We start from the raw sequence: 26836 nt of genomic DNA, 5'->3' as shown, positions 1-26836 counted from the left end.
TGGGGCGACCGGCGAAAATCAGGGCGTGGACGTGACTCTGCTCGGCACCGGTGCCCCCGCGGGACTCCCCCGCCCCGACTGTCCCTGCGCGGCGTGTGCCGCGGCCCAGGGCGAGAACGCGCGCGCGGCGACCGCGCTGCTGGTGGACGGGGCGCTGCTCCTCGACCTGACGCCCGGTGCCGCGTTCGCCGCCGCGCGCGCCGGGCACTCCCTGAGCGGCGTACGGCAGGTGCTGCTGTCGCACCCGCACGACGGCCCCGCCGTGGAGGTGCCGGCCGGGCTGCCGCAGCCGGGGCGGGTGCCGGACGGGCGGGAGCTGGCGCTGCTGACGGGGCACCGGGTGCGGGCGGTGGCGATGGACGCGCCGGGCACCGGGTACGCCGTGACCGGGCCGGACGGACAGCGGCTGCTGTATCTGCCGCCGGGCGGGGCGCCGGCCGGGCTGGAGGAGCCCGCCGAGCCCTACGACCTGGTTCTCGCGGACCTCGTGGGGCGCCCGGACGCGCTGGCGAGGCTGCGGGCGGTGGGCGCGGCGGGACCGACGACGGACGTCGTCGCCGTGCACCTGGGCCACGACGTGCCGCCGGGCCGGGAACTGGCGCGGCGGCTCGCGGCGGCGGGGGCGCGGGCGGTGCCGGACGGGACGACGCTGACGGTGGGCGTGTACGAGGACGTGCCCGACGTGCCGCGGCGGACGCTGGTGCTGGGCGGGGCCCGGTCGGGTAAGTCGGTGGAGGCCGAGCGGCGGCTGGAGTCCTTCCCCGACGTGCTGTACGTGGCCACCGGCGGCTCCCGCAACGGGGACACCGAGTGGGCGGCCCGGGTCTGCACGCACCGCGAGCGGCGGCCGGGTTCGTGGCGCACCGTCGAGACCTGCGACCTGGTCCCGCTGCTGAAGGACGACGGGCCGCCGCTGCTCGTCGACTGCCTGTCGCTGTGGCTGACGGACGCGATGGACGCCGTCGGCGCGTGGGACGACGCCGAGTGGGCCGACGGCGGGGAGCGGGCGCTCCGGGACCGGGTGCGGGAGCTGACGGAGGCGGTGCGCGCCACCCGGCGCACGGTCGTCGCCGTGTCGAACGAGGTCGGGTCCGGGATCGTGCCGGCCACCGCGTCGGGGCGCCGCTACCGGGACGAACTCGGGCGCCTGAACGCGGCGTTCGCCGACGAGTGCGAGCAGGTGCTGCTGGTGGTGGCGGGCCAGGCCCTGGTGCTGCGCGGCTGACGGCTAGGGCTCCTTGCGGGCGATGAGCCGGGGGTTCCGCTCGCCGGTGAGGACCGTGCAGCCGCGAACTTCCAGCTCGGCGCGCAGGCCCACCGGGTGCGACGTGCCCGGCGGCAGGGCGAACAGGCGGCGCGGGTCGGCGACATCGAGGAGGAGATGGCCGCCGGGACGCAGCACGTGGAGGGCGGCGCGCAGTTCGGCGCGCGGGTTGGGGACGCGTTCCAGGTGGTGGAAGAGGCTGACGACGTCGTAGCGGGCGCGGAGCCGGGCGGCGATGTGCGGGTCCGTCAGCCGGCCGACGTACGCCTCCTCGACGCGGTCGGCCGCGCGGGCCCGCAGGACGCGGTGGGTGGGGTCCACGCCGTCGAACGACGTGTACGGGAAGTACCTCCGCGCCCTCCGGGGGAAGTCGGCGTCGCCGGTGCCCACGTCCAGCCAGCTCTCGGGCTCGGGGCAGCGGCGGAGCAGCGCGCGGGCGGCCAGCACGTGTCTCAAGCGGATGCCGGCCCGGACGGCCGGGTGTTCGGGCCGGGGCGCGAGCAGGGGGTTGCGGAAGGTGTGCCGGCAGTCCCGGCACCGGTCGAGGACGGAGCGGGCGGGTGCGCCCTGCCGCGGGTCCTGACGGCCGGGCCGGGAGCGCAGCCGCCGTGAGCCGCACCAGGGGCAGTCGGCGCGGTGCGGTCCGTAGAGGGGGACGGGAGGCACGGGGGGCACGGGAGACGGCACCGAGGGGGCGGAGTGCGCGGACATGGGCGGCTCCCGACAGCTGGAGGATGGCGTACGACAATCCAGCGCAAAACGTTACGTAGGGGATGGCGATCCGGAGGGCAACGACGCCGGTCCGGCGCGGTGCGGATGTGACCTCCGTGGTGTTCGACCGGGGCCGGTACTGTTCGGCGAATGAGCTCGCTGAATCTCGACGACTTCACCGATCTGATCGAGCGCCCCGACGGCGGGGTGCGCCGCGACGCCGAGGCGCGCCGGGAGCGTCAGGTCGTGCCGCCCGGGTCGCTGGGCCGACTGGACGATCTGGGTGAGTGGCTGGCCGCGGCGCAGTCCGCCGTGCCGGTACGGCCGGTCGAACGGCCCCGGGTGGTGCTCTTCGCCGGTGACCACAAGGTCGCCGAGCTGGGCGTGTCGGCGCGGCCCGCGGGCGGCGCGGGTGAGCTGGTGCGCGAGGTGCTGGAGGGCGGCCGGCCGGTGTCGGTGCTCGCGCGGCGCCTCGGGGTGCCGGTGCGGGTGGTCGACATGGCCCTGGACTGCGACTCGGAGACGCTGCCGGCCGAGGTCGTGAAGCACAGGGTGCGGCGCGGCGGCGGGCGCATCGACGTCGAGGACGCGCTGACCCTCGAGGAGGCCGAGGCCGCCTTCCGGGCCGGGGTGGCGGTGGCCGACGAGGAGGCCGACTCCGGTACGGATCTGGTGGTGCTCGGCGATGTCAGCGTGGGCGGGACGACGGCGGCGGGTGTGCTGGTCGCCGCGCTGTGCGGGACGGACGCGTCGGTCGTGACCGGCCGGGGCGGGCTGGCCATCGACGACCTGGCGTGGATGCGCAAGTGCGCGGCGATCCGGGACGCGCTGCGGCGGGCGCGCCCGGTGCTCGGCGACCAGTTGCAGCTGCTGGCGACGGTGGGCGGCGCCGACCTCACGGCGATGACGGGCTTCCTGCTGCAGAGTGCGGTGCGGAAGGTGCCGGTGATCCTGGACGGCGTGGTGACCGCGGCGTGCGCGCTGGTGGGCCAGCGGGTGGCGTTCCGGGCGCCGGACTGGTGGCTGGCGGCGCACGACAGCGGGGAGCCGGGGCAGGCGAAGGCGCTGGACCGGATGGCACTGGAGCCGCTGCTGGCGCAGGGCGTGACGGTGGGCGAGGGCGCGGGGGGCCTGCTGGCGTTGCCGCTGGTCCAGGCGGCGGCGGCACTGGCGGCGGAGCTGCCGGAGGTCTCCGACGGGGGCGAGTGAACGGGCCCGCGGGTGCGGTGCCCGGCGTTGCGGTGGGCCGTAGTGGGTCGCGTGGCCCGTTCTCGAGTCACCCGGCATGGGTGCGGGGCGGGGGTGGGTCGCGTGGCCCGGCGCTTGCCGGGTGCCGCTGCGCCCACCCGTGCCGCCCCAGCGGCACGACTGCCCGCAGCTGAGCGGGACGGCGGTCCGCAGCGCGGCGGGATGGTGCGACGGCGGTCAGCCGCGTACGGCGAGAAGGGGACGTGTCGGGGGGTGTCCGCCCGCAGCGGTTGGCGCGTCCGCGCCGAGTACTTCTGTGGCCGACCGATTCCGCGCCGTTCCGAGGACGGACACCCCCCGGCGCGGCCCCGACCCACAAGACCACGCACCGCGCTCCCCGCACCCCCACCGAACCCGCACAGGCCGCCGCAGGCCCCCCGCCCCACCGCCGGAGGCACCGTCACAGCCGCGGCGGGTCCGGGCGGCCGCCGATCCAGTCCTGGAGGGCGCGGCGCGGGCCGGACCAGCGGCGGTCGTGGTGGTAGGCCCGCAGGCGGGACTTGGCCCGGGCGCGCGGGCGGCGGCCGTAGAAGCGGCGGGCCCAGAAGGAGCCGGGCCGGGCCAGCCGGACGGCGCCGATCAGGGCGACGAGCGGGACGATCACGCCGAAGATCGCAAGGCGCGCCTTGCCCTTGGCCAGGGCGAGGAGGGAGAAGAGGAAGTTCCCCGCCACGGTCGCGATGACGTTCGTGCGGTCCTGCAGCTCGTCCTGGGAGAGGTTGTCCACGCCGAACGGCGTGAAGCCGGCGAGGACCAGCCCGACCAGCGCCGCGGTGATCACCACCACCTCCACGCTCTTGCGGCCGGCCTCGGTCCAGTAGACGTCGTCGAGGTGCAGGATCAGCGCGAACTCGTCCAGGACGAGCCCCGCCCCGATGCCGAAGACCACCGCCGCGAGGGCGGACCCGAACCCGTGCCGCCCGCCGGCGACCGCGCCGAAGCCGCCGACGACGGTGAGGACGACCCCGGGGACCACGTGGTGGATGTGCACCCCGCCCGTCTCGACGTTCCCGAACGGGCCCTTGCCCGCCCGGATCAGCCGGGTGACGATCCGGGTGATCACGAACGTCAGCACGAAGGCGCCGAGGGCGAGGAGCAGCGGCAGCTTGCCCGGTTCGACGATGTTCCGCTGCCACCAATCTCCCATATGCGAACTTTATCCCCGGGCCCCGGAAGTGCCCCGGTGACCACCGGATAGTCTGCGCCGGTGCTCAGGACCCCCTCCTCCCACGGCCTCCGGTTCGCGTTCGGCACCCTCACCGTGCTCCCGGTCCGGGTGACCCGCTGGGACCGCGGGGCGGCGCGCGGCGGCATGCTGTGCGCCCCGCTGGCCGGGCTGGTCGTCGGGTCCGCTGCCGCCGCCACCGGGCTCGTGCTGCTGTTCCTCGGCGCCGGCACCCTGCTCGCCGCGGTCGCCACCGCCGCCGTGCCCGCCGTGCTCACCCGGGGCCTGCACCTGGACGGGCTGGCCGACACCGCGGACGGACTGGGCAGCGCAAAGCCCGCCGAGGACGCACTGCGCATCATGAAGCAGTCGGACATCGGTCCGTTCGGCGTGATCACCCTCGTCCTCGTGCTGCTGGCCCAGGTGGCCGCACTGACGCAGGCGTACGACGGCTCGTGGGCACGGGGCGCGCTCGCCGCCGTGGTCTCGGCGACCGCCGCCCGGCTGGCGCTCACCCTGGCCGCCCGCGCCGGGGTCCCGGCCGCGCGCCCGGAGGGGCTGGGCGCGGCGGTCGCCGGGGTGGTCCCGGCGGGCGGGGCACTGGGCGCGGCCGTCGCCGTCACGGCGGCCGGAGCGGCGGCGGGCGCGTTCCTCGGGACGTACGACGCGGTCCGGACGGCGCTCGCCGTGCTGTGCGCCGTCGCCGTCGCCGAACTGCTGCTGCGGCACTGCGTCCGCCGCTTCGGCGGGGTCACCGGCGACGTCTTCGGCGGGGTGGCGGAGACGGCGGCCACGGCCGCGCTGGTCGTCCTGGTGCTGGGCTGACCCTCAGCAGGCCTCGCGCCACGCCCCGAGCTCGTACTTCTTCAGCATCGAACTCAGCCGCAGTTCACGGGACTCGGCGCAGAAGCGGTCGGTCGGCAGCTCGTACTCGACGTGGAAGACCGCCTTGTCCGCGTCGACGAACGGCTTGTTGTCGGCGCACTCGCCGTACTGGGCGCACTGCTCGTTGACCGCGAAGTCGAAGTCGTCCACCAGCTCCGGGATCTGGTCGAGGTCGTTCTTCAGGCCGACGGCCATGCCCCGGTCGTGGGCGAGCTTCGCGATCAGCCGGTTGTAGCGGAGCTGGTCGCCGGCGGTGAGCGGGAAGCCGGTCTCGTTGCGGTAGCCGTCCATGTTGTCGGGCTCGACGGCGTCGAAGCCCTTGTCGCGGCACATGTCGAGGCGTGCGGCCATCAGCGGCTCCAGGACGTCCGTCGCCCGGATGTCCAGCCAGCGTTCACCCTCCCAGCCGTTGCCCTTGCCCAGCACCGACTCGGGGAAGTCCGCCGCGTCGGGACGGAAGTCCTCCCAGGCACCGGTGGACACGTAGCAGATGACCTTGCGGCCGTCGTCGTGCAGCGAGGCCACCGTGGACGCGGAGTGGTCGAAACCGTCGATGTCGTAGACCGGTACGTCGACGGTGGTGTCGAGCCTGCCGCTGAGCTGCCACTGCCAGGCGGTGCCGGGGCGCGGCTGCCAGCGGCCGGCGTCGTCCCGTCCGTCGTCGGGGGACGCGGACGAGCACCCCGCGAGGAGCAGGAGCAGGGCTGCGACCAGGGCCGGGCGTCTCATGGGGCGTGCTCCAGGGGTGGGGGGCGGCGTACCCCAGGAATGATCCCGTACGTGCGGGGCGGCGAGGGAAACGCGGGGCGCGGGAGCGAGCGGACCGGGCCGCGAGCGTAGGCTCGTGCCGGGTGTTTTCCTGCCCAGGTGGATACCACACCGCAGGAGGGATCTAGGGTCGGTTGTCGGGCCCGGTCGACCCACCCGCATTCGGCCATACAGGACTTCATACGGAAGCGAGATTTCACCACCGTGACTGCTCTCACTCTCTCCACCGCAGCGGTGCCCGGCCTGCGGGCCGACGCGATCGTGATCGGTGTCGCCAAGGGCGCACGCGGCCCGGTCGTCGCACCGGGCGCCGAGGCCGTGGACAAGGCGTACGACGGCAGGCTCGCCGACGTGCTGGAGACCCTCGGTGCCTCCGGTGCGGAGGGCGAGGTGACGAAGCTGCCCGCGCCGTCCGGCTTCAAGGCCCCCGTCGTGGTGGCGGTGGGCCTGGGCGCCGAGCCCGAGAAGGACGCCGGTTTCGACGCCGAGGCGCTGCGCCGGGCCGCCGGTGTCGCCGCCCGCGCGCTCGCCGGCGCCAAGAAGGCCGTCTTCGCGCTGCCGCTGACCGAGGCCGCCGACGCCGGCGCCGTCGGTGAGGGCGTGGTGCTCGGCGCGTACTCCTTCGACGCGTACAAGGAGAACGGCCGTCAGGCGCAGGGCGCCGCGAAGGCGAAGAACGGCAAGGCGCCGCTGGCCGAGGCCGCGCTGCTCGGCGGCAAGCCCCGCGACAAGGCGTACAAGGCCGCGATCGAGCGTGCCACGGCCGTCGCCGAGGAACTGAACCGCGCCCGCGACCTGGTCAACACCCCGCCGAACGACCTGAACCCCGAGTCGTTCGCCGCGATCGCGCAGGCCGCCGCCAAGGAGCACGGCATCAAGGTGCAGGTGCTCGACGAGAAGGCGCTGACCAAGGGCGGCTACGGCGGCATCCTCGGTGTCGGCGCCGGTTCGGCGTCGGGGCCGCGGCTGGTGAAGCTGTCGTACACCTCGTCCAAGGCGACGAAGTCCCTCGCCTTCGTCGGCAAGGGCATCACCTACGACTCGGGCGGCATCTCGCTGAAGCCGGCTGGGCACAACGAGACGATGAAGTGCGACATGGCCGGCGCCGCCGCCGTGTTCGCCGCGGTCGTCGCCGCCGCTCGCCTGGGCCTCGAGGTCAACGTCACCGGCTGGCTGGCGCTGGCCGAGAACATGCCGTCCGGCTCCGCCACCCGCCCGGGTGACGTGCTGCGCATGTACAGCGGCAAGACGGTGGAGGTCCTCAACACCGACGCCGAGGGCCGTCTCGTCCTCGCCGACGCCCTGTGGGCGGCCTCGCAGGAGAACCCGGACGCGATCATCGACGTGGCGACGCTGACCGGCGCGATGATGCTGGCGCTGGGCAGCCGCACGTACGGGGTCATGGCGAACGACGACGCGTTCCGTGCCGCGGTGCACGAGGCGGCCGAGGAGGTCGGCGAGCCGGCGTGGCCGATGCCGCTGCCGGAGCACCTGCGCAAGGGCATGGACTCCGCGACCGCCGACATCGCCAACATGGGTGAGCGGATGGGCGGCGGGCTGGTGGCCGGCCTGTTCCTGCGCGAGTTCGTGGGCGAGGGCATCACCTGGGCGCACCTGGACATCGCGGGCCCGGCCTTCAACGAGGGCGGGCCGTTCGGGTACACGCCGAAGGGCGGCACGGGTACGGCGGTGCGCACGCTGGTGCGGGTCGCCGAGCTGACCGCCGCGGGTGACCTGGGCTAGGGGCGCCTGCGAGCTGGGGGTGCGGGTGATGCGGCGGCCGCGGGTCCGTTGCGGCTCGTCGCGCCCACGCGGCGGAGCCGCAGATCGATACCGCCCGCGCCCCTGACGGCGTCGCCCCACCGTCCCTCTCGAAGGAACGTGGGGCGTCTCACACCCCGGCCCCACGTCTCGTTCGCCTTCCACAAGTGCGAAGATGGGGCTCGGCAGGACAGGGCCCCATCCAAGGGCCGAAGAACGAGCGGCCGGACACCAGCCGCCAGCCGGTCACCGACGACCGGTGGCGCACATGCATGGAGGACGTGACGTGGCGAACGACGCCAGCACCGTTTTCGACCTAGTGATCCTCGGCGGTGGTAGCGGTGGTTACGCCGCGGCCCTGCGAGGGGCGCAGCTGGGTCTGGACGTCGCCCTGATCGAGAAGGACAAGGTCGGCGGCACCTGCCTGCACAAGGGTTGCATCCCCACCAAGGCCCTGCTGCACGCGGGTGAGATCGCCGACCAGGCCCGCGAGAGCGAGCAGTTCGGTGTGAAGGCCACCTTCGAGGGCATCGACGTACCGGCCGTCCAGAAGTACAAGGACGACGTGATCTCGGGCCTGTACAAGGGCCTGCAGGGTCTGATCGCCTCGCGCAAGGTGACCTACATCGAGGGTGAGGGCCGTCTGTCCTCCCCGACCTCGGTGGACGTCAACGGCCAGCGCATCCAGGGCCGCCACGTCCTGCTGGCGACCGGCTCCGTGCCGAAGTCGCTGCCGGGCCTGGACATCGACGGCAACCGGATCATCTCCTCCGACCACGCCCTGGTCCTGGACCGCGTGCCGAAGTCCGCGATCATCCTGGGCGGCGGCGTCATCGGCGTCGAGTTCGCCTCCGCGTGGAAGTCCTTCGGCACCGACGTCACGATCATCGAGGGCCTCAAGCACCTCGTGCCGGTCGAGGACGAGAACAGCTCCAAGCTGCTGGAGCGCGCCTTCCGCAAGCGGGGCATCAAGTTCAACCTGGGCACCTTCTTCGACAAGGCCGAGTACACCCAGGACGGTGTCAAGGTCACCCTCGCCGACGGCAAGGAGTTCGAGGCCGAGGTCCTGCTCGTCGCCATCGGCCGCGGCCCGGTCTCGCAGGGCCTGGGCTACGAGGAGGCCGGGGTCGCCATGGACCGCGGCTACGTCCTGGTCGACGAGTACATGCGGACCAACGTCCCGACCATCTCCGCCGTCGGCGACCTGGTCCCGACGCTCCAGCTCGCGCACGTCGGCTTCGCCGAGGGCATCCTGGTGGCGGAGCGGCTGGCCGGTCTGAAGACCGTCCCGGTCGACTACGACGGCGTGCCGCGGGTGACGTACTGCCACCCCGAGGTCGCCTCCGTCGGCATCACCGAGGCCAAGGCCAAGGAGATCTACGGCGCGGACAAGGTCGTCGCCCTGAAGTACAACCTGGCCGGCAACGGCAAGAGCAAGATCCTGAAGACCACCGGCGAGATCAAGCTCGTCCAGGTCAAGGACGGTGCCGTGGTCGGCGTCCACATGGTCGGCGACCGCATGGGCGAGCAGGTCGGCGAAGCCCAGCTGATCTACAACTGGGAGGCGCTGCCCGCCGAGGTGGCCCAGCTCATCCACGCCCACCCGACGCAGAACGAGGCGCTCGGCGAGGCCCACCTGGCGCTGGCCGGCAAGCCGCTGCACTCCCACGACTGACCTTCCCTCGGTCACAGGGCGCGACGACACAGACTTCCGCAATTCGTAAGGAGCAACCGAAACCATGGCGGTTTCCGTAACCCTTCCGGCGCTCGGCGAGAGCGTCACCGAGGGCACCGTCACCCGTTGGCTCAAGGCCGAGGGTGAGCGCGTCGAGGCCGACGAGCCGCTGCTCGAGGTCTCGACCGACAAGGTCGACACCGAGATCCCGGCCCCCGCCTCCGGCGTGCTGTCCTCCATCAAGGTCGCCGAGGACGAGACGGTCGAGGTCGGCGCCGAGCTGGCCCTGATCGACGACGGCACCGGCGCCCCGGCCGCCGAGGCCGCCCCGCAGGCCGAGCAGGTCGCCGAGCCGGCGCCCGAGCCCGCCGCGGCCGCCCCGTCCACCGAGCAGGCCGCCCCGGCGCCCGCTCCCACCGCCGAGGCCGCCGCCGGCGGCTCCGCCGAGGGCACCGACGTGGTCCTGCCGGCGCTCGGCGAGTCCGTCACCGAGGGCACCGTCACCCGCTGGCTGAAGTCGGTCGGCGACAGCGTCGAGGCCGACGAGCCGCTGCTCGAGGTGTCCACCGACAAGGTCGACACCGAGATCCCGGCCCCCGCCTCCGGCACCCTGCTGGAGATCGTGGTCGGCGAGGACGAGACCGCCGAGGTCGGCGCCAAGCTGGCCGTCATCGGCGAGGCGGGTGCCGCTCCGGCCGCCGCCCCGGCCCAGCCCGCCGCCCCCGCGCAGCCCGAGCCGACCCCGGCCCCGCAGCAGGCCGCCCCGGCCCCGGCCCCGGCCGCCCCTGCCGCCCCTGCCGCTCCGGCCCCGCAGGCGCCCTCGGCTCCCGCCCCGCAGCAGCAGGCCACCCCGGCGCCCGCGCCGGCCCCGTCCGCCCCGTCCGCCCCGGCGCCCGCGCCGGCCCCGGCTGCCGCTCCGGCCGCCCCGGCCGCCGCCCAGCCGGTGGACGACGGTGCCTACGTCACCCCGCTGGTGCGCAAGCTCGCCGCCGAGAACGGCGTCGACCTGTCCACCGTCAAGGGCACCGGCGTCGGCGGCCGCATCCGCAAGCAGGACGTCACCGCCGCCGCCGAGGCCGCGAAGGCCGCCGCTCCGGCTCCGGCCGCCGCTGCCGCCGCGCCCGCCGCGAAGAAGGCCCCCACCCTGGAGGCCTCTCCGCTGCGCGGCCAGACCGTCAAGATGCCGCGCATCCGCAAGGTCATCGGCGACAACATGGTCAAGGCGCTGCGCGAGCAGGCCCAGCTGTCGTCGGTCGTCGAGGTCGACGTCACCCGCCTGATGAAGCTGCGCGCCCGGGCCAAGGACGCGTTCGCGGCCCGTGAGGGCGTCAAGCTCTCCCCGATGCCGTTCTTCGTCAAGGCCGCGGCCCAGGCGCTGAAGGCCCACCCGGCCATCAACGCCAAGATCAACGAGGCCGAGGGGACCATCACCTACTTCGACACCGAGCACATCGGTATCGCGGTGGACTCCGAGAAGGGCCTGATGACCCCGGTCATCAAGAACGCCGGTGACCTCAACATCGCCGGTATCGCCAAGGCCACGGCCGAGCTGGCGGGCAAGGTCCGCGCCAACAAGATCACTCCGGACGAGCTGTCCGGCGGGACCTTCACCATCAGCAACACCGGTTCGCGCGGCGCGCTGTTCGACACGATCATCGTGCCGCCGGGCCAGGTCGCCATCCTCGGCCTCGGTGCCACGGTCAAGCGTCCGGCCGTCATCGAGACGGAGGAGGGCACGGTCATCGGCGTCCGCGACATGACGTACCTGACCCTGTCCTACGACCACCGCCTGGTGGACGGCGCCGACGCCGCCCGTTACCTGACGGCGGTCAAGGCGATCCTGGAGGCGGGCGAGTTCGAGGTCGAGCTCGGCCTGTAATTCCCCTGCCAGTGGGTCCCCACGGTGCCCCCGCCCGAAGCTTCCCGGGCGGGGGCACCGTCGCGTTCCGGCGGCGGCACGCTGTGTAAGTCTCGTCTCACCTGCGTAAAAGCGCCCCCGTGCGCCCTTCCCGCGCGCCGCGACGGCCGTATTGTCTAAGCGTCAACGCCCCAGGGGTCCGAAGGGGACCCTCCCGAAGGAGCTCTCATGACCGCGCCCGTCGTCCACTCGCTGCGGGAACAGATCCGCGAGCACATCCTGGAAGGGATCATCAGCGGACGCTGGCAGCCGGGCGAGCGGATCGTGGAGCGGCGGATCGCCACCGAGCTGGAGGTCAGCCAGACTCCGGTCCGGGAGGCGCTGCGCGAGCTGGAGTCGCTGAGGCTGATCGAGTCGGCGCCGAACAAGGGCGTACGCGTACGCAATCTGACCGCCGCCGATCTGGAGGAGAGCTACCCGGTCCGGGCGGGCCTGGAGGCCATCGCGGCGGAGCTGGCGGCGGAGCGGCTCGCCGAGGACTGCTCGGTCCTGGAACCGCATGTGGCCGCGCTCTACGAGGCCGACCGGGTGGCCGACGGGACGGCCCAGGTGCGGCACACGGTGGGCTTCCACCGGGAGCTGGTGCGGGCGGCCGGCAACTCGGTGCTGCTGCACACGTGGGAAGGGCTGGGCATCGAGGTGTTCACGGCGCTGTCGATACGGTGGCTGGGGACGGTGCAGCAGTCGTACGCGGAGGAGCACGAGGAACTGGTCGCGGCGTTCCGTCGCCGCGACCCGCGGATCGCGGACCTGGTCAAGTCCCACGTACTGGGCTGCGCGCCCCGCGCCTAGTTCGCCCCCGCCGCCCCTTCCCCTCCCGGCCCTGGGGGCTGCGCCCCCAGACCCCCCTGTCTCGCGCAGTTCCCCGCGCCCCTGAAGAACGGCGCAGCCGTTCAGGGGCGCGGGGAACTGCGCGGCCAACCACACATCACCCGCAGACGCCATACCGCCGAACCTCCCGAGCTCATCCGCGCCCGCCCTCTCTCACCTGCGCAAACCGCCAACTTAGAGGTCACCGCGTGCCACCGCCGGAGGCACCCCGTGCCGACTTTCTCGGGATCGAGAGGTTTTGCCCCTCAACCCTTTGATCGATCATCGATCAGGGAGTTACAGTCACCGACGGGCTTCCACCCAAGCCCCACGCCCTGTCCTGCCAAAGACCTAGGGCACCCCCGAACCCTTGACTTGAGGGAACCCCCTTCGACTGAGGAAGGCGGCGACATGACCGACCCCAACGCCATCCAGCCGAGCGAGCTCGACCAGCTCCCGGACCGCGACCCCGAGGAGACCGCCGAGTGGCAGGCCTCCCTGGACGCCGTCACCAAGGCGGCCGGGCCGCACCGTGCCGCGTACCTGATGCGCCGCACACTGGAGCGCGCCGAGGGCGCCGGCATCGCCCTGCCGAAGCTCCTCGAGACGGACTACGTCAACACCATCCCCACCTCCGCCGAGCCCACCGTGGACGGCGACGAGGAGATGGAGCAGCGGATCACCGCCTGGAACCGCTGGAACGCGGCGGCGATGGTGACCCGCGGGAGCAAGTACGGCGTCGGCGGCCACATCGCCACCTTCGCCTCCGCGGCCTGGCTGTACGAAACCGGCTTCAACCACTTCTTCAAGGGCAAGGAGGGGGACGGCTCCGGCGACCAGCTCTACATCCAGGGCCACGCCTCCCCCGGCATCTACGCCCGCGCCTTCCTCGACGGCCGGCTCAACGAGGAGCAGCTCGACAACTTCCGCCGCGAGGCCGGCGGCAACGGCCTGCCGTCCTACCCGCACCCGCGCCGTCTGCCCTGGCTGTGGGAGTTCCCCACCGTCTCCATGGGCCTCGGCCCGATCTCCGCGATCTACCAGGCGCGCTTCAACCGCTACCTGACCAGCCGCGGCATCAAGGACCTGACGAACTCCCACGTGTGGGCGTTCCTCGGTGACGGCGAGATGGACGAGCCGGAGTCCACCACCGCGCTGACCCTCGCCTCCCGTGAGGGCCTGGACAACCTGACCTTCGTCATCAACTGCAACCTGCAGCGCCTCGACGGTCCGGTCCGCGCCAACTTCAAGATCGTGCAGGAGCTGGAGGCCCAGTTCCGCGGCGCCGGCTGGAACGTCGTGAAGTCGCTGTGGGGCACCGCCTGGGACGAGCTGTTCCAGCTCGACACCACCGGTGCGCTCGTACGCCGGCTGCGCGAGGTACCGGACGCGCAGGTGCAGACGTACCAGACGCGCGACGCGGCCTACATCCGCGAGGACTTCTTCGGCAAGGACCCGGCGCTCGTCGAGATGGCGAAGCTGCTGTCCGACGACAAGATCCTCGAGTGTTTCCACTACTCGCGCGGCGGCCACGAGTCGCGCAAGGTCTACGCCGCGTACCGGGCCGCGCTCGCCCACAAGGGCGCGCCGACCGTGATCCTGGCCCAGACGGTCAAGGGCCACACCCTCGGCGCCGGCTTCGCGTCCAAGAACGCCAACCACCAGATGAAGAAGCTCTCGGTGGACGAGTTCAAGGACATGCGCGACCTGCTCGGCCTGCCGATCAAGGACAGCGACTTCGTCGACGGCGTGGTCCCCTACGGCCACCCGGGCGCCGACTCCCCCGAGGTCCGCTACCTCCAGGAGCGCCGCGCCGCCCTCGGCGGTCCGGCCCCGGCCCGCCGCGTGCACCCGGTCGCACCGCTGCCCGCGCCCGCCGACAAGGCCTTCACCGCCTTCGACAAGGGCTCCGGCACGCAGAGCGTGGCCACCACCATGGCCTTCGTCCGCCTGGTCAAGGACCTGGTCCGCGACAAGGAGACCGGCAAGCGCTGGGTGCCGATCGTCCCCGACGAGGCGCGCACCTTCGGCATGGAGTCGCTGTTCCCGTCGCTCGGCATCTACTCGCCCAAGGGCCAGACGTACGAGCCGGTCGACCGCGACCAGCTGATGTACTACAAGGAGGCCACGAACGGCCAGATCCTCAACGAGGGGATCACCGAGGCCGGGTCGATGGCCGACTTCATCGCCGCTTCGACGTCGTACGCGACGCACGGCGAGGCGATGATCCCGTTCTACATCTTCTACTCGATGTTCGGCTGGCAGCGCACGGCCGACCAGATGTGGCAGCTCGGCGACCAGCTCGGCCGCGGCTTCCTGGTCGGCGCCACCGCCGGCCGGACCACGCTGACCGGTGAGGGCCTCCAGCACGCGGACGGCCACTCCCCCGCGATCGCGGCGACCAACCCGGCCGCCCTGACGTACGACCCGGCGTTCGCGTACGAGGTCGCGGCGATCGTCAAGGACGGTCTGCGCCGTATGTACGGCGAGGCGGCCCCGGACGAGGACCCGAACGTCTTCTACTACCTGACGGTCTACAACGAGCCGATGCCGCAGCCGGCCAAGCCGTCCGCGCCCGGTGTCGACGAGGGCATCGTCAAGGGCCTGTACCGCTTCAACACGGCGGAGTCGGCGGGTCTCGCCCCGGCCGCCAACGCCCCGCGCATCCAGCTGCTCGGCTCCGGTACGGCGATCCACTGGACGCTCAAGGCGCAGCGTCTGCTCGCCGAGGAGTGGGGCGTGGCCGCCGACGTGTGGTCCGCGACCTCCTGGACCGAGCTGCGCCGGGACGCGCTGGACGCCGACGCGGCGCTGCTGCGCGGCGAGGAGCGGGTGCCGTACGTCCGTCAGGCGCTCCAGGGCGCCGAGGGCCCGGTGCTGGCCGTCTCCGACTACATGCGCCAGGTCCCGGACCAGATCGCGCAGTGGGTCGAGCAGGACTGGTCCTCGCTGGGCGCCGACGGCTTCGGTCTGTCGGACACCCGTGAGGCCGCCCGCCGCCACTTCGGCGTGGACGCCGAGTCCATCGTCGTCGCGGCCCTGGCCCAGCTCGCCAAGCGCGGCGAGGTCCAGGCGACGGCCGTGAAGGAAGCGCGCGAGCGCTACGGGCTGTGAGGCTCTGACCCGAGGAGGCCCCCGCTTCGGCGGGGGCCTCCTGCATGATGTGGGCATGCGTGCTGCCCGCCTCATCAAGATGGTGCTGCTGCTCCAGTCCCGCCCGGCCATGACCGCCGCGGAGCTGGCCGAGGAGCTGGAGGTGTCGGAGCGGACCGTGACGCGGGACGCGCAGGCGCTGTCGGAGGCGGGCGTACCCGTGTACGCCGAGCGGGGCCGGGCCGGGGGGTACCGGCTGATCGGCGGCTACCGGACGCGGCTGACGGGGCTGGCGCGCGGCGAGGCGGAGGCGCTGTTCCTGTCCGGCGTGCCGGGGGCGCTGCGCGAGATGGGGCTGGAGGACGCCGCGTCGGCGGCCCGGCTGAAGGTGTCGGCCGCGCTGCTGCCCTCCCTGCGGGACGCCTCCCGCACGGCCGCCCAGCGGTTCCACCTGGACGCGCCGAACTGGTTCCGGGAGCCGGAGACGCCCGAGCTGCTGCCGGCGGTCGCGGACGCGGTGTGGGACGACCGGCGGCTCGCCGCGCGCTACCGGCGTGGGGAGGAGGAGATCGTCCGCGAGCTGGAGCCGTACGGGCTCGTGCTGAAGGCGGGGGTCTGGTACCTGTGCGCGCGGGTGCCGGACGGCGGCTCGTTCCGGGTGTACCGGGTGGACCGGTTCACGGCGGTGGAACCCGGCGGGGAGCGGTTCGCGCGGGACGAGGAGTTCGACCTGCCGGCGTTCTGGGCGGAGCGGGCCGAGCAGTTCGCGCGCTCGATCCTGCGGGTCGAGGTCGTGGTGCGGCTGTCCGAGCGGGGCGTGCGGGAGCTGCCGTACGCCGTGGACGCGCTGTCGGCCCGGGAGGCCCTGGAGGCCGCCGGCGCGCCGGACGCGGACGGGTGGGTGACCGTGACGATGCCGGTGGAGTCCGAGGAGGTGGCCCACACCCAGCTGAGGGCGCTCGGACCGGAGGTGGAGGTACTGGCACCCGGGGAACTGCGCGGACGCTTCGCACGGGACGCCCGGCGCCTCGCCGCGCTGTACCGGGACGGGACCTGACCGGACTCGACGGCCCGACGGCCCCGGCCGCCCGGAGATAACGATCCGCTCCGCTCCACGTGCGTGGCACCCCTTGAGGGCCGATGCTGGACCCGTGATGGACGAGACGGAGTTCTGGGAGCTGATCGACTCCACCCGTCGGGGCGCCGAAGGCGACCCCGAGGACCAGGCCGACCTGCTCCTGGAGCGGCTCCTCGAACTGGACCCGGACCTCGTCCTGGACTTCGCCCGCCACTTCGAGGCCCGCTACAACCGGGCCTGCACGTGGGACCTGTGGGGTGCCGCGTGGGTGCTGCTCGGCGGGGCGAGCGACGACGCCTTCGACTACTTCCGGTGCTGGCTGATCGGCCAGGGCCGCGAGGTGTACGAGGGCGCGGTGCACGACCCCGACTCGCTCGCCGAGCTGCTGGACGACTTCGACGAGGAGCTGGACGGCGACGGGGAGGAACTCGGCTACGCGGCCGACGAGGCCTACGAGCAGCTCACCGGCACCGTCGCCCCCGACCTCGGCATCGCACCGGGGCCGACGGAGCCGCTGGGCACACCGATCGACCTGGAGGACGACCGGGCCGTCGCCGAACGGCTCCCGCGGCTGTGGGAGCGCTTCGGGGACGGCTGAGGCGCATCCCCGCCGCCCGGGTCAGCCGGTCCTGCCCTGGAGGCGGGCGGCGAGGTCCCTGATGTGCGGGAGGCGGGCCGCCAGGGCCTCGCCCGGGCAGCTCGTCTGGTAGCCCTCCCCGTGTCCCGCGACGGCGGGCAGGGTGGCGGTGCTGCCGGCGGCGTACCGGCTGAGGCCGTTGCTGGAGACCAGGCGGACCGTCCCGCGCGGGTCGGTGTCGGCCGGGCCCAGTTTCCAGGCTGCCAGCGCCGCGATCGCGTCGGTCAGCGCGTCCGGCACGGGAACGCCCGCGGTGAAGGTGCCGAGGGCGGCGATGCCGGTGGTGCGGTGGTTGAAGCCCTGGGTGTGGGCACCGGTGACGGGGCGGTCGATGCCGCCGGCACGGCCCTCGTAGATGGTGCCGCAGCGGTCGACGACGAAGTTGTAGCCGATGTCGTCCCAGTCCCGGGCGCCGGTCTGGCCCATGTAGACCCCGCGGAGGATGCCCGGCACGTCGGCGCAGTCGTAGCCGTTCGGTGTGTCGGTGTGGTGGACGAAGACGGCGCGGATCTCGTCGTCGTAGCGCGGGGCCGGCTGGGTGCGGGCGTCGCCGCCCAGCCAGACCGAGCGGGGCACGACGGGCGGCCGTGGGGCGGCGTGCAGGGGGGCGGCGGCCGAGCGGGCGTTCGTCTCGACGGCCCGTTCCACCCCGCTCGCGCACAGCACCAGCGCCGCGACGGCGGCGAGGCCGGGCAGGCAGCCGAGCAGCACCCGGGCCGGGGCCGGTATACGGTCCGGACGCCGTTCCCATGGGCCGCGCGGACCTCGGAAGACACGCATGGTCCCACTGTCCGGTGGATCCGCTCCGCCCGCGACGCGAGCCGTGCCGCCCGGTGGAACCGTCCGGCCGTCCGGCACGGGCCTACACCAGCCGCTGCCCCATCAGCACGTCGTCGACGTACGCGCCGTCGAGGCGGAACTCCTCCGGCTGGACGCCCTCGACGACGAAGCCCTCGGACTCGTAGAGCCCCCGGGCCGCGGTGTTGTGGCCGAGGACGCGCAGGGTGATGCGGCGGGCGCCCAGGCTGCGGGCCTCCTCGACGGCGCCGCGGACGAGGGCCCGGCCGATGCCGTGGCCGCGGGCCGCGTCGGCGACGGCGAGGCCCCGGATCTGGCGTACGTGGGCGTTGGAGGCCAGTGGCGTCGGGAAGCCGAGGCGGACGTAGCCGACGAGGGTGCCGTCGAGCTCGGCGACGAGGTGGTCGGCGGGGCCCGACCGCTCGCTGAAGAAGGGGTCGTCCGGCCCCGGCGGGGGCGAGACGGCGTGCTGGTACGACCAGGTCGCGCGGTCGAGCCGGCGCAGCGGCTGCTCGTCCTCGGGCCGGGCTCGGCGTATGTGGGGAACTGGCATGGCGGTCACTGTACGGCGCGCGCCCGGACCGAGGTTTCCGGCGGATCCGGGCAGGATGGACGCATGGACGACTCGGAACGTTCCCGTATCGCGGTGGCCGGCGCGTCCGGTCTCATCGGCAGCGCGCTGGTGCGGTCCCTGACCGCGGACGGGCACGAGGTGGTGCGCCTGGTGCGCCGTGCCCCGCGGGGTGCGGACGAGGTCCGGTGGGACCCCGACGCCAGGCGCGTGGACGCGGCCGGGCTCGAGGGGTGCGACGCCGTGGTGAACCTGGCCGGGGCGGGGATCGGCGACCGCCGCTGGAGCGAGGCGTACAAGGCGCGGATCCGCGACAGCCGGGTGCACGGCACCAGGGCGCTCGCCGAGGCCGTCGCCTCGCTGGAGCGGCCGGTACGGGTCTTCGTGAACGGCAGCGCGATCGGTTTCTACGGGGAGACCGGCGGGCGGCCCGTCGACGAGAGCGCGCCCGCCGGCGAGGGTTTCCTGCCGTCGGTGTGCGTGGAGTGGGAGGGCGCGGCGGCGCCCGCCCGGGAGGCGGGCGTGCGGACGGTGTTCGCCCGGACCGGGCTGGTCGTCGCCCGGCACGGCGGGGCCTGGGGGCGGCTGTTCCCGCTCTTCCGGGCGGGGCTCGGCGGGCGGCTGGGCGACGGGTCGCAGTACTGGTCGTTCGTGGCGCTGCACGACGAGGTGGCCGCGATCCGGCACCTCCTGGACCGGGACGACCTGTCCGGCCCCTTCAACCTGACCGCCCCGCACCCGCTGACGAACCGTGAGATCACGGCGGCGATGGGGCGGGTGCTGCACCGGCCGACGCCCTTCGCCGTGCCCGCGCCGGTGCTGCGGACCGTGCTCGGCGAGATGTCCGGCGATGTCCTGGGCAGCGCCCGCGTACTGCCGGCCCGCCTCCTGGAATCGGGCTTCCGCTTCGCCTTCCCGGAGATCGAAGGGGCGATCCGGGCGGCGCTGTGAGACAGGGACGAGCCCCTTGTGACCGTTTGGCGGCCGTACGGCAGCCATATGCGACCGTCGTGCGACCGTGCCCTGCCTCCGTGCGACTCCCCCTGACCGGTCCCCGCCTTAATCTCGGGATGAACTCGGGTATCCCTCAAGCCGGTTGGGGGCATGACGTCTCCAGCGGCCGCGCAGCCTCCAGGGGGTGACGCTTGGATCAGGACGCAGCAGATCGGCGGTTCTTCGTCAGCGCCGGTGAGCGGGGCCTGACTCGTCCGGATGCGAGGCGGAGGAGGGAGTCGACGCGGAGCGTCGGCGAGTGACGACAACGCCGCAGGTGGGCGTGCCAGGCCCCGCGTCTGCGGCATGATCCGAACGACACCCCCTAGGAGGGGCACGTGCTTGAGCCCGCGTACCAGGCGGACGTCGTCGTCGTGGGGGCCGGGATCGCCGGCCTCGCCGCGGCGCATCGGCTGACCAGCGCAGGAGTGACGACCACGGTCCTGGAGGCCGCCCATGGAGTGGGCGGCCGGATGGCGACCGAGAAGGTCGACGGATTCCGGCTCGACAGGATCGGACAGCTGCTCTCCACGGCGTATCCCGAACTGCGCCTCACCCCCGGTCTGGACGGCCTCGCGCTGCTGCCGTTCGCGCCCGGGGTGCTGCTGCACAGCGAGGGCCGCCACCACCGCGCGGGCGCCCCGGCCGGCGCCCGGGGCGCAAGAGGCGCACTCCATACGGTGCGCGCCCTGGCGAGCGCCCCCCGGGCGGTTTCCGCGCCCCGGCGCATGGCCCCCGCGCCCCGGGTGCCGGGACGGCCCGTCGCCGCCCCCCGGCCCCGGACGGGCGCCCCGCTGGGCACCGCCGTCGACCAGGCCCGGCTCGGCGCCGCGCTGACCCGTCTCGCGAGCACCCCGGTCGAACGGCTGCTGGCGCGCCCGGAGCTGCCCGCCGCCCAGGCGCTGTCGGCCCGCGGACTGCCCGCCCGCACGATCGACGGCTTCCTGCGTCCGCTGCTCGCCGCCCTGCTGTACGACCCGGACCTGACCACCTCCAGCCGGTGCGCCGACCTCGCGCTGCGCGCCTTCGCGAGCGGGCGGCCGGTGCTGCCCGAGGGCGGGGCGGAGACCGTGCCGGAGCTGCTGGCGCGGGCGCTGCCGGCCGGCACCGTGCACACCGGCGTCCGGGTCACCTCGGTCGCCACCAACGCGGTGACCACCGCCGAGCACGGCGTCATCCGCTGCCGGGCCGTCCTGGTGGCGACCGACGCCCGCGCCGCCGCCGAGCTGCTGCCGGGGCTGCGGGTGCCGGACTTCCATCCGGTGACGGTGGTGCACCACACGACCGACGAGCCCCCGGCGACCGGTGCGTCCCTGCTGCTCGACGCGGACCGCGGCGGACCGGTCGCCCACACGGCGGTGGTCAGCCACGTGGACCCGTCGCGCGCGCCGGCCGGCCGCGCCCTGGTCTCCTCGACGGTCCTCGGCCCCGTGCCGTCCGACGTCGACGCGGCCGTACGCATCCATCTGGCCCGCCTCTACGGCATGCCGACCGGCCGCTGGGAGACCCTGGCCGTGCACCACACGGCCGAGGCGGTGCCCGCCATGCGCCCGCCGCACGACCCGCTCCGGCCGGTGCGGCTGCTGGCCGGCCTGTACGTGTGCGGCGACCACCGGGACACCAGCACCGTCCAGGGCGCGCTGCACTCGGCCCACCGGGCGTCGGCGGCGATCCTGACGGACCTGGGCGCGGGCCGGTCGATGCATACGGCCGAGTCCCTGTCGGCGCGCGCCGCCTAGGGGGTGGCGTTCGGATCAGGGCGCCGTCACCCCAGGGCCGCCACCTTGTCCCGGTAGCCGCGCACGGGTGCCGCGTCCCGGTACGGCTCCAGGCGCCGTTCGAAGTCGCGCACGTACTCCGCCGCCCGTACCGACCGCATCTCCGCCGCCTGCCCGGCCGCTTCGGCGGCCAGCTGGCAGGCCTGGTCGAGTTCGCCGAGGCCGAGGCGGGCGGTGGCGAGGACGACCCGGCAGAACAGCCGGCTGCGGGCGTAGGCGGGGGCGCGCAGTTGCAGGGAGCGTTCCGCGTGCTGGGCGGCGGCGCGGAACTGCTGGAGGTCGCGGTGGCAGTGCCCGAACTCGTCGGCGAGCTGTGCCTCGTCGAAGAAGCGCGCCCAGTGCGGCACCTCGTCCCCGGGCCGGGCGGCCTCCAGGGCGCGCTCGGCCCGTGCCAGGGCGGCGGTGCACGCCCGCACCTCGCCGAGGACGCCGTGCGCCCGTGCCTCGGCGGCGTGCAGCAGCGTCTGCACGACCGGCGGCGCGGAGGTGCCGACGCCCTGCTGGGCGACGCGCGCGAGCTGCACGGCCTCGCGGCCGTGGCCGAGGTAGACGGCCTGGCGGCTCATGGTGACCAGCACGTACGAGCCGTACGCCCGGTCCCCGGCCGCCTGGGCGAGCCGCAGCGCCTGCACGAAGTAGCGCTGGGCGAGCCCGTGCGCGGCGATGTCGTACGACGTCCAGCCCGCGAGCCGGGTCAGGTCGGCGGCGGCGGCGAACAGCCGGCGGCCGGTCTGCTCGCCGTAGGTGCCGCGCAGCATCGGCTCCAGCTCGTGCTCCAGGTAGCGCACGAGAGCCTGGCGGGCGTGGCCGCCGCCGTACCGGTCGTCGAGGCTGCGGAACAGCTCGCCCACCGAGCGCAGCGCGGCGAGGTCGCCGCCGGTGACCTTCTGGCCGGGCCCGCGGTCGGCCGGCGCCCGCCGGCGTGAGGGGGCGAGCGGCACCGGGCCGCCGGGGAACGCCGGACGGCCCTGCGCGGGGATGCGGACAGGCACCTCGGAGCGGGCCACCTTCTCGTCGGCGCGGCCGATCAGCCAGTCCCGGCTGGGCACGACGAGCCCGGCCGGGGTGAAGGCGATCTTGCGCAGTTCGGCGTGGCTGCCCGAGTCCTTGCGCCACAGTCCGCCGACGATGTCGACGGCCTCCTCCGGGGTGGCGGCGAACTCGAGGCCCGCGTAGACGGGGGCGCAGGCGTCCAGGCCGAGGTCCTGGGCACTGAGGCGGCGGCCGAGGCGCCGGGTGAAGACCTCGGCGATCAGGGCGGGGGTGGTGCCGCGTGGCTGCTGGCCGCGCAGCCACCGGGTGACGGACGTCTTGTCGTATCTCAGGTCCAGGCCGTGTTCGAGTCCGAGCTGGTCGACGCGACGCGCGAGACCCGCATTGGAGAACCCCGCTTCGGCGATGAGCGCGGCGAGCTGGCGGTTGGGGGTGCGCTGCGCGGGTCGTTCCGTCATGGTGCGGTGCGGTCTCCTGCCTTCCGGGCCCTGCGATGTGCCCGGAGCGCCTGTGAGCAGCCCTTATGGCCTCGTGAACGGCGCGAATGTAGCGGAGAGTAAACACCCGATCGCACGCTTCCTCTGCCATTCATCCGATCGTGTGAGGATTTCCTGTCGAGCTGACGGGCAGCGGCCCCCCGACGGGGGTCAGGCGGGCGGTCGTACAGTGGCGTGGGCACGGTTCGTGCCTTACGACCTTCCAGGGAGGCTCTTGCCGTGAGTGAGCTTCGGTTCATCCGCATGGGGTTCGGCGCCGAGCGCGTCGAGTACCAGGAGGCGTGGGACGAGCAGCGCCGGGTGCACGCCGCGCGGTTCGCCGACGAGGTCCCGGACACCGTGCTGCTTCTCGAACACCCGCCGGTCTACACGGCCGGGCGGCGCACCGCGGACGAGGAGCGGCCGCTCGACGGCACGCCGGTCATCGACGTGGACCGCGGCGGCAAGATCACCTGGCACGGACCGGGCCAGCTGGTCGGCTACCCGATCCAGAAGCTCCCGCGCCCGGTCGACGTCGTCGCGCACGTGCGGCGGCTGGAGGAGGCGCTGATCCGCACCTGCGCGGAGTTCGGCGTCGAGACCACCCGGGTCGAGGGCCGCAGCGGGGTCTGGGTCCTCGGCGACCCGGTGGAGAAGCGCCCGGCCCTCGGCGGCCTCTCCCTGGACTTCGACCCGCGCCTGACCGACGAGGAGTTCGACCCGCGCCTCAACGGACCGGAGTACGCCCCGTCCAACGCGGGCCAGCGGCGCGAGGACCGCAAGATCGCCGCGATCGGCATCCGGGTGGCCAAGGGCGTCACCATGCACGGCTTCGCCCTGAACGTGAACCCCGACAACAAGTGGTTCGACAAGATCATCCCGTGCGGCATCCGCGACGCCGGCGTCGCCTCCTTGGCGAACGAGCTGGGCCGGGACGTCACCATCGAGGAGGTCCTCCCGGTGGTCGAGCGCCATCTGCGGGACGTCCTGGAGAACGCGGACCTGAAGCCGAGGCTGATCGAGAAGACCCCGGCGTGATCTCGGCGCCGGCGGCATAAATCCAGCCCGTCCGGCGTTTGAGGACGGGGCCGTCCAGGCCGAAGCGGGGGCCTGGGGGCGGCAGCCCCCAGCAGGGCCAGCACCAACGCCGACCAACAAAACAACGGGCGTACCCTGGGGCACGCCGAAGAATCGAACGCTAGGGAGCCGGTCGTGTCCGCAGTCGCACCCGACGGACGCAAGATGCTGCGCCTGGAGGTCCGCAACAGCCAGACCCCCATCGAGCGCAAGCCCGAGTGGATCAAGACCCGGGCGAAAATGGGCCCCGAGTACACGAAGATGCAGAACCTCGTGAAGAGCGAGGGCCTGCACACGGTCTGCCAGGAAGCCGGCTGTCCCAACATCTACGAGTGCTGGGAGGACCGCGAGGCGACCTTCCTCATCGGCGGCGACCAGTGCACCCGGCGCTGCGACTTCTGCCAGATCGACACCGGCAAGCCCGAGGCGCTCGACCGCGACGAGCCGCGCCGGGTGGGCGAGTCCGTGGTCACCATGGACCTGAACTACGCCACCATCACCGGCGTGGCCCGTGACGACCTGCCGGACGGCGGCGCCTGGCTGTACGCCGAGACGGTGCGCCAGATCCACCAGCAGACGGCGGAGCGCCAGGACGGCCGCACCAAGGTCGAGCTGCTGGCCCCCGACTTCAACGCGGTGCCGGAGCTGCTCCGCGAGGTCTTCGACTCCCGCCCCGAGGTCTTCGCGCACAACGTCGAGACCGTGCCGCGCATCTTCAAGCGGATCCGCCCCGGCTTCCGCTACGAGCGCTCCCTGAAGGTGATCACCGAGGCCCGCGACTACGGCCTGGTCACCAAGTCGAACCTGATCCTCGGCATGGGCGAGACCCGTGAGGAGATCAGCGAGGCACTGAAGCAGCTGCACGAGGCCGGCTGCGAGCTGATCACCATCACGCAGTACCTGCGCCCGTCCGTGCGCCACCACCCCGTGGAGCGCTGGGTCAAGCCGCAGGAGTTCGTGGAGCTGAAGGAGGAGGCCGAGCAGATCGGCTTCTCCGGCGTGATGTCCGGCCCGCTGGTGCGCTCGTCGTACCGCGCCGGGCGGCTCTACCGGATGGCGGTCGAGAAGCGCGACACCGTCGTCGCCGGCCAGGCCGTCTGACGTACCGTCAGTCTCCGCCCCCCGGGCGGAGGCGCACCGCGTGTGAATTCACGCACAAGACACTACTCGGCAGTAGTGGCCGATACGCCGCGGCCCCGACCGTCCTCGCAGATGAGGGCACCGGTCGGGGCCGCGTCGCCGTTCCGGACCCCGGCACCACCGCTTCATGTGCGTTTGACCGGCGGGTCACGCCCTGGTAACACCAATCAGTGACCCTGGAATCACAGCACGTACACCCACACCCGGATCCGTACCGAGGGGGGACCTCCACCATGCAGGCCGCGCCCGTTCGCGCCACCGCCATCCCGTCGTTCACCGACGCCCTGCGGGCCGTCGAGTCGCTGCTGATGAGCAGCGGCCAGCGCACCGCCCGGCGCAACGCCTGGACCTCCGTGCTGGAGGACCGCCGCCGGGCCAAGGACCGGATCGAGACCGAGCGGGTCCTGCAGCAGCAGGTCGTCACCGGCCGCCGCTGACCTCCCCCGTACGGCGGCGCCGGGCACTGCCGTCGTCGGCGCCTTCCCGGCCACGTAGACTTCACGGCATGGCGAGGAAGGAACCTGCAGCGGACGCTGCGAATCCCGGGCGACTGAAGCAGATCGCTCTGACCTACAAGATGACCCGCAAGGCCGACAAGAAGATCGGTCTTGTGCTCGCGGGTGTCGGCATCGTCGTCTTCGGTGTCCTCCTCGCGATCGGTTTCCTGATCGGTCACCCCATCTATCTCGGCATCCTGGGCCTGCTGCTCGCCTTCCTCGCGACGGCGATCGTCTTCGGGCGCCGGGCCGAGCGGGCGGCCTTCGGGCAGATGGAGGGCCAGCCGGGCGCCGCCGCGGCGGTACTGGACAACATCGGCCGGGGCTGGACGACGACCCCCGCGGTGGCGATGAACCGCAGCCAGGACGTGGTGCACCGCGCGGTCGGCAAGGCCGGCATCGTGCTGGTCGCCGAGGGCAACCCGAACCGGGTGAAGTCCCTGCTGGCGGCCGAGAAGAAGAAGATGAACCGGATCGTCGCCGACGTGCCCGTCCACGACCTGATCGTGGGCACCGGCGAGGACCAGGTCGAGCTGAAGAAGCTGCGCACGACGATGCTCAAGCTCCCGCGCGTCCTGACCGGTCCGCAGGTCACCGCGACCAACGACCGGCTGCGCGCCCTGGGCGACCTGATGAGCAACATGCCCCTGCCCAAGGGCCCGATGCCCAAGGGCATGCGGATGCCGAAGGGCGGCAACCCCCGGCGCTGAGCCCGGCCCGACCCAGCACTCGGCACCCGAACGCGCTAAGGCGATGGGGGCGCCCGACGAGCCAGTGTGCGGCTACCGCCGCGTGGCTCCGGGCGCCCCCATCGTCGTAGCACCGTGTGCTAGATCCGGACCTCCACGGTGCGCGCCAGCCGGTCGTGCAGCCCCCGGCCGTCGCGGTCCCAGATCAGCGCGGGGATCGCGACGCACAGCAGGACCGACCGCAGCAGCGCGCGCGCCGGGCTGACGCGGCCCGTGCCCAGCTCCACCACGCGCAGGCCGAAGAGGCGCTTGCCCGGGGTGAAGCCGAGGGTGCCGACGGTCAGCACGCTGAGCACGAAGAAGATGAGCAGCGCCCAGTTGCTCGCCGTCTGGCCGTAGCTGCCCGTGATCAGGCCGTATGCGATCAAGGAGCACAGGGCCCAGTCGACGGCGAGGGCGCCGAGCCTGCGGCCCGGACGGGCGATGGAGCCCGGCCCCTCCTCCGGCAGCCCGAGCTGCTCGCCCCGGTATCCGAGATCGGCGCCGGCCCCTTCGATGGCCGCGCGCGGCCCGGACAGCCACGATCCGATTGCTTGCCTGTTGTCCACCCGTCCACGGTACTGCGCCCCCATATGCCCCAGGGACGGCGGGGTGCACGGCGGGGTGTACAGCGGGGTGTGCCGGGCCCGGATGGGGCCTAGGCTGGAAGGGAGCCGGTTAACTTCTGCGAAACAAATGGGTCACGCCCGAGAAATCACCCGTCCCTAGGGTCGAGGCAGCGTGTGCCACCCGCACTGGCCGCACGAACGAT

Annotated in this window: 23 protein-coding genes; 16 read left to right on the top strand and 7 right to left on the bottom strand. The window is 73.4% G+C overall.

Going from position 1 to position 26836, the window contains the following annotated elements; all coding sequences use genetic code 11:
- Positions 1-25 precede the first annotated feature (25 nt).
- The gene (locus IEZ05_RS01835) at positions 26-1225 is read left to right on the top strand and encodes a bifunctional adenosylcobinamide kinase/adenosylcobinamide-phosphate guanylyltransferase (protein ID WP_189228161.1); all 1200 of its coding nucleotides are present in this window, start codon (positions 26-28) and stop codon (positions 1223-1225) included.
- A 3-nt stretch (positions 1226-1228) separates the two neighbouring features.
- Here the strand turns inward: IEZ05_RS01835 and IEZ05_RS01830 are convergent, their stop codons facing one another.
- A complete protein-coding gene (locus tag IEZ05_RS01830) occupies positions 1229-1930 on the bottom strand; it encodes a class I SAM-dependent methyltransferase (RefSeq protein ID WP_229869551.1) in 702 nt (233 codons plus the stop codon).
- 195 nt (positions 1931-2125) lie between these two features.
- Between IEZ05_RS01830 and cobT the strand changes: the two genes are divergently transcribed.
- The gene (gene cobT, locus IEZ05_RS01825) at positions 2126-3184 is read left to right on the top strand and encodes a nicotinate-nucleotide--dimethylbenzimidazole phosphoribosyltransferase (RefSeq protein ID WP_189228159.1); all 1059 of its coding nucleotides are present in this window, start codon (positions 2126-2128) and stop codon (positions 3182-3184) included.
- 439 nt (positions 3185-3623) lie between these two features.
- On the opposite strand, the gene IEZ05_RS01820 is transcribed toward cobT, so the two are convergent.
- Positions 3624-4370, bottom strand: a complete 747-nt coding sequence (locus tag IEZ05_RS01820) for a hypothetical protein (RefSeq protein ID WP_189228158.1) — start codon at positions 4368-4370, stop codon at positions 3624-3626.
- A gap of 60 nt (positions 4371-4430) precedes the next feature.
- Between IEZ05_RS01820 and IEZ05_RS01815 the strand changes: the two genes are divergently transcribed.
- Positions 4431-5213 (top strand): adenosylcobinamide-GDP ribazoletransferase, encoded by a 783-nt coding sequence (locus IEZ05_RS01815; RefSeq protein WP_189228157.1) that lies wholly within the window; start codon positions 4431-4433, stop codon positions 5211-5213.
- Between the two features lie 3 nt (positions 5214-5216).
- Here the strand turns inward: IEZ05_RS01815 and IEZ05_RS01810 are convergent, their stop codons facing one another.
- Positions 5217-6002 carry an endo alpha-1,4 polygalactosaminidase gene (locus tag IEZ05_RS01810; protein ID WP_189228156.1) on the bottom strand — a complete coding sequence of 262 codons (786 nt, stop codon included), beginning with the start codon at positions 6000-6002 and terminating at the stop codon, positions 5217-5219.
- 243 nt (positions 6003-6245) lie between these two features.
- Here IEZ05_RS01810 and IEZ05_RS01805 point away from each other — a divergent pair, with 243 nt between their 5' ends.
- From IEZ05_RS01805 to IEZ05_RS01775, 7 genes are all read left to right on the top strand, one after another.
- Complete coding sequence (locus IEZ05_RS01805; protein ID WP_189228155.1) at positions 6246-7784, top strand: leucyl aminopeptidase; 1539 nt, start codon at positions 6246-6248, stop codon at positions 7782-7784.
- 304 nt (positions 7785-8088) lie between these two features.
- Complete coding sequence (gene lpdA / locus IEZ05_RS01800; RefSeq protein WP_189228154.1) at positions 8089-9477, top strand: dihydrolipoyl dehydrogenase; 1389 nt, start codon at positions 8089-8091, stop codon at positions 9475-9477.
- Positions 9478-9541: 64 nt separating this feature from the next.
- Positions 9542-11356, top strand: a complete 1815-nt coding sequence (gene sucB / locus IEZ05_RS01795) for a 2-oxoglutarate dehydrogenase, E2 component, dihydrolipoamide succinyltransferase (RefSeq protein WP_189228153.1) — start codon at positions 9542-9544, stop codon at positions 11354-11356.
- A 207-nt stretch (positions 11357-11563) separates the two neighbouring features.
- Positions 11564-12187, top strand: coding sequence for a GntR family transcriptional regulator (locus IEZ05_RS01790; RefSeq protein ID WP_077796122.1), 624 nt, complete (start codon positions 11564-11566; stop codon positions 12185-12187).
- Between the two features lie 429 nt (positions 12188-12616).
- A complete protein-coding gene (gene aceE, locus IEZ05_RS01785; protein ID WP_189228152.1) occupies positions 12617-15319 on the top strand; it encodes a pyruvate dehydrogenase (acetyl-transferring), homodimeric type in 2703 nt (900 codons plus the stop codon).
- A gap of 55 nt (positions 15320-15374) precedes the next feature.
- A complete protein-coding gene (locus IEZ05_RS01780) occupies positions 15375-16355 on the top strand; it encodes a helix-turn-helix transcriptional regulator (RefSeq protein ID WP_189228151.1) in 981 nt (326 codons plus the stop codon).
- A 97-nt stretch (positions 16356-16452) separates the two neighbouring features.
- Positions 16453-16974, top strand: a complete 522-nt coding sequence (locus IEZ05_RS01775; RefSeq protein ID WP_189228546.1) for a DUF4240 domain-containing protein — start codon at positions 16453-16455, stop codon at positions 16972-16974.
- Between the two features lie 21 nt (positions 16975-16995).
- Here IEZ05_RS01775 and IEZ05_RS01770 read toward each other — a convergent pair whose 3' ends face one another.
- Both IEZ05_RS01770 and IEZ05_RS01765 read right to left on the bottom strand, forming a co-directional pair.
- Positions 16996-17793, bottom strand: coding sequence for a peptidoglycan recognition protein family protein (locus tag IEZ05_RS01770; RefSeq protein WP_189228150.1), 798 nt, complete (start codon positions 17791-17793; stop codon positions 16996-16998).
- Between the two features lie 82 nt (positions 17794-17875).
- Positions 17876-18364 carry a GNAT family N-acetyltransferase gene (locus IEZ05_RS01765; protein ID WP_189228149.1) on the bottom strand — a complete coding sequence of 163 codons (489 nt, stop codon included), beginning with the start codon at positions 18362-18364 and terminating at the stop codon, positions 17876-17878.
- Between the two features lie 63 nt (positions 18365-18427).
- On the opposite strand from IEZ05_RS01765, the gene IEZ05_RS01760 reads away from it, so the two are divergent.
- Together IEZ05_RS01760 and IEZ05_RS01755 are read left to right on the top strand one after the other, a co-directional pair.
- Positions 18428-19333 (top strand): TIGR01777 family oxidoreductase, encoded by a 906-nt coding sequence (locus IEZ05_RS01760; protein ID WP_189228148.1) that lies wholly within the window; start codon positions 18428-18430, stop codon positions 19331-19333.
- A 380-nt stretch (positions 19334-19713) separates the two neighbouring features.
- Positions 19714-21114, top strand: a complete 1401-nt coding sequence (locus IEZ05_RS01755; protein WP_189228147.1) for an NAD(P)/FAD-dependent oxidoreductase — start codon at positions 19714-19716, stop codon at positions 21112-21114.
- 26 nt (positions 21115-21140) lie between these two features.
- On the opposite strand, the gene IEZ05_RS01750 is transcribed toward IEZ05_RS01755, so the two are convergent.
- Positions 21141-22604: a regulator gene (locus IEZ05_RS01750; protein ID WP_189228146.1), complete on the bottom strand. Its 1464-nt coding sequence runs from the start codon at positions 22602-22604 to the stop codon at positions 21141-21143.
- 258 nt (positions 22605-22862) lie between these two features.
- On the opposite strand from IEZ05_RS01750, the gene lipB reads away from it, so the two are divergent.
- From lipB to IEZ05_RS01730, 4 genes are all read left to right on the top strand, one after another.
- Positions 22863-23660, top strand: a complete 798-nt coding sequence (gene lipB / locus IEZ05_RS01745) for a lipoyl(octanoyl) transferase LipB (RefSeq protein ID WP_189228145.1) — start codon at positions 22863-22865, stop codon at positions 23658-23660.
- 174 nt (positions 23661-23834) lie between these two features.
- Positions 23835-24800, top strand: coding sequence for a lipoyl synthase (gene lipA, locus IEZ05_RS01740; RefSeq protein WP_189228144.1), 966 nt, complete (start codon positions 23835-23837; stop codon positions 24798-24800).
- Positions 24801-25072: 272 nt separating this feature from the next.
- Positions 25073-25276 carry an SCO2195 family GlnR-regulated protein gene (locus tag IEZ05_RS01735; protein WP_189228143.1) on the top strand — a complete coding sequence of 68 codons (204 nt, stop codon included), beginning with the start codon at positions 25073-25075 and terminating at the stop codon, positions 25274-25276.
- Between the two features lie 68 nt (positions 25277-25344).
- The gene (locus IEZ05_RS01730) at positions 25345-26046 is read left to right on the top strand and encodes a DUF4191 domain-containing protein (RefSeq protein ID WP_189228142.1); all 702 of its coding nucleotides are present in this window, start codon (positions 25345-25347) and stop codon (positions 26044-26046) included.
- Between the two features lie 119 nt (positions 26047-26165).
- Here the strand turns inward: IEZ05_RS01730 and IEZ05_RS01725 are convergent, their stop codons facing one another.
- Entirely contained in the window at positions 26166-26633 is a 468-nt protein-coding gene (locus IEZ05_RS01725) for an RDD family protein (protein ID WP_189228141.1), read from the bottom strand.
- Positions 26634-26836: the final 203 nt, after the last annotated feature.

Source organism: Streptomyces flaveolus, assembly GCF_014648815.1.
Taxonomy (GTDB): Bacteria; Actinomycetota; Actinomycetes; order Streptomycetales; family Streptomycetaceae; genus Streptomyces; species Streptomyces flaveolus.
This window is presented reverse-complemented; position numbering and strand designations above follow the sequence as displayed.

Bases quoted from the DNA above. Each gene is read 5' to 3' on its own strand.
- cobT (WP_189228159.1), top strand. From the start codon at position 2,126: ATGAGCTCGCTGAATCTCGACGACTTCACCGATCTGATCGAGCGCCCC.
- IEZ05_RS01820 (WP_189228158.1), bottom strand. From the start codon at position 4,370: ATGGGAGATTGGTGGCAGCGGAACATCGTCGAACCGGGCAAGCTGCCG.
- IEZ05_RS01810 (WP_189228156.1), bottom strand. From the start codon at position 6,002: ATGAGACGCCCGGCCCTGGTCGCAGCCCTGCTCCTGCTCCTCGCGGGG.
- sucB (WP_189228153.1), top strand. From the start codon at position 9,542: ATGGCGGTTTCCGTAACCCTTCCGGCGCTCGGCGAGAGCGTCACCGAG.
- IEZ05_RS01790 (WP_077796122.1), top strand. From the start codon at position 11,564: ATGACCGCGCCCGTCGTCCACTCGCTGCGGGAACAGATCCGCGAGCAC.
- aceE (WP_189228152.1), top strand. From the start codon at position 12,617: ATGACCGACCCCAACGCCATCCAGCCGAGCGAGCTCGACCAGCTCCCG.
- IEZ05_RS01780 (WP_189228151.1), top strand. From the start codon at position 15,375: ATGCGTGCTGCCCGCCTCATCAAGATGGTGCTGCTGCTCCAGTCCCGC.
- IEZ05_RS01775 (WP_189228546.1), top strand. From the start codon at position 16,453: ATGGACGAGACGGAGTTCTGGGAGCTGATCGACTCCACCCGTCGGGGC.
- IEZ05_RS01770 (WP_189228150.1), bottom strand. From the start codon at position 17,793: ATGCGTGTCTTCCGAGGTCCGCGCGGCCCATGGGAACGGCGTCCGGAC.
- IEZ05_RS01765 (WP_189228149.1), bottom strand. From the start codon at position 18,364: ATGCCAGTTCCCCACATACGCCGAGCCCGGCCCGAGGACGAGCAGCCG.
- IEZ05_RS01760 (WP_189228148.1), top strand. From the start codon at position 18,428: ATGGACGACTCGGAACGTTCCCGTATCGCGGTGGCCGGCGCGTCCGGT.
- IEZ05_RS01750 (WP_189228146.1), bottom strand. From the start codon at position 22,604: ATGACGGAACGACCCGCGCAGCGCACCCCCAACCGCCAGCTCGCCGCG.
- IEZ05_RS01735 (WP_189228143.1), top strand. From the start codon at position 25,073: ATGCAGGCCGCGCCCGTTCGCGCCACCGCCATCCCGTCGTTCACCGAC.
- IEZ05_RS01730 (WP_189228142.1), top strand. From the start codon at position 25,345: ATGGCGAGGAAGGAACCTGCAGCGGACGCTGCGAATCCCGGGCGACTG.